At 74.1% G+C, this 1,657-nt stretch carries 2 protein-coding genes; both read left to right on the top strand.

Going from position 1 to position 1,657, the window contains the following annotated elements; genetic code table 11:
* Positions 1 to 404: 404 nt before the first annotated feature.
* Positions 405 to 1,373, top strand: coding sequence for an aldo/keto reductase (locus Q6969_RS15480; protein ID WP_317231240.1), 969 nt, complete (start codon positions 405 to 407; stop codon positions 1,371 to 1,373).
* Positions 1,374 to 1,425: 52 nt separating this feature from the next.
* Positions 1,426 to 1,657: nuclear transport factor 2 family protein (locus Q6969_RS15475; protein WP_317231239.1), on the top strand; the 232-nt coding region annotated here is incomplete at its 3' end.

The raw sequence follows: 1,657 nt of genomic DNA, 5'->3' as shown, positions 1-1,657 counted from the left end.
GCGCGGCCCTGCCACGCGGGCCGGGCCGGAGGCGCGCGCAGCAGGCGGGACGGGCGCGCGCCGGGAGCCCCGGGAGGAGGTGCGCCCGACCCCGGTGACGGGGCCGGGCCGCCGGCGAGCTGTTACCCGCAGCTCGAGCCGACATGTGTCGCGCTCCACCCGAAGGAGCGGCGCACAGGTCGAAGGTAGCGCGCAGGCCACGCGCCGTGAACCGGCGGCGCTACTCATCTTCCCCGCCGCGATGTCAGTAGTGGATGCGCACCACCGGGATCCGGCATCGACCTCGGCGGTGACGTCGTCGCGGACGAGGACGGGCGGAGGCGCCGCGGCGGCCAGCGGCCCCGCACCGTGGTCGAGTCGACCGCCACGCCGTAGCCTGGTGCCGATCGAGGAGGATCACCACCATGGAGCACACCCGTCTCGGCACCACCGGCCTGGAGGTGAGCCGTCTCGCGCTCGGCTGCATGACCTACGGCGACCCCGCCCGCGGCATGCACTCCTGGACCATGGACGAGGAGGCGTCGGCGCCCTTCTTCCGCCAGGCGGTCGAGCTCGGCATCACGTTCTGGGACACCGCGAACGTCTACCAGCAGGGCACCAGCGAGGAGTACGTCGGCCGCGCCATCCGCCGCTTCACCCGGCGCGAGGACATCGTCCTCGCCACCAAGGTCTCGGGGAGGATGCATGACGGGCCGGGCGGATCCGGCCTGTCCCGGGCCGCGATCCTCGAGCAGGTCGACGCGTCCCTCCGCCGGCTCGGCACCGACCACATCGACGTCTACCACCTGCACCGCTTCGACCCGGAGACCCCCGTCGAGGAGACGATGCAGGCGCTCGACGACGTGGTCCGCGCGGGCAAGGTCCGGTACCTCGGCGCGTCGTCCATGCACGCATGGCAGTTCGCGAAGCTCCAGCGCGCCGCGGCCGTCCACGGCTGGACCGGCTTCGCGGCGATGCAGGACCAGTACAACCTCATCAAGCGCGAGGAGGAGCGCGAGATGATCCCCCTGTGCGCCGACACCGGCGTCGGCCTCACCCCCTACTCCCCCAACGGCAAGGGCCGGCTGACCCGGCCGCGCGGCACCACCACCGCCCGCGCGGAGACGGACGCCGTCGCGCGGGCGTTCGACGCCGACGCGGACGGCCCGGTCATCGACGCGGTCGAGCGGGTCGCCGCCGAGCGCGACGTGCCCATGGCCCGCGTCGCCCTCGCCTGGGTGCTGCGGAACCCGACGGTCGCCGCCCCGGTGATCGGGGCCACCAAGCCCCACCACCTCACCGACGCCGTCGCCGCGCTCGACCTGGAGCTCACCGACGACGAGGTCGCCCGTCTCGAGAGCCCCTACGTGACCCAGCCGCCCTTCTGGTGGTGACGGCGCCGGGTCGGGGCCAGGGTCCGGATGCGCCCGCGCCTAGGCTCGCATGATGACCTCCCTCCTCGACGAGCCCGCCTGGCACCACCCGACCACGAGGTCCGAGCGCGCCATCGGACGCCCGGAGGTGCAGCGGTGGCTCGACGCGTACGTGGCCGCGTGGCAGTCGTACGAGCCGGACGACATCGCCGCGCTGTGGTCCGCGGGCGCCGTGTGGCACTACCCGTTCGGGATCCGCGCGACCGGCCGCGACGCGATCGTCGCGGAGTGGATGGCCGAGCGCG

Source organism: Clavibacter sp. MX14-G9D, from assembly GCF_032917815.1.
GTDB lineage: Bacteria > Actinomycetota > Actinomycetes > Actinomycetales > Microbacteriaceae > Clavibacter > Clavibacter michiganensis_K.
This window is presented reverse-complemented; position numbering and strand designations above follow the sequence as displayed.

Coding starts and splice junctions, on each gene's coding strand:
- Q6969_RS15480 (WP_317231240.1), top strand. CDS start 405: ATGGAGCACACCCGTCTCGGCACCACCGGCCTGGAGGTGAGCCGTCTC.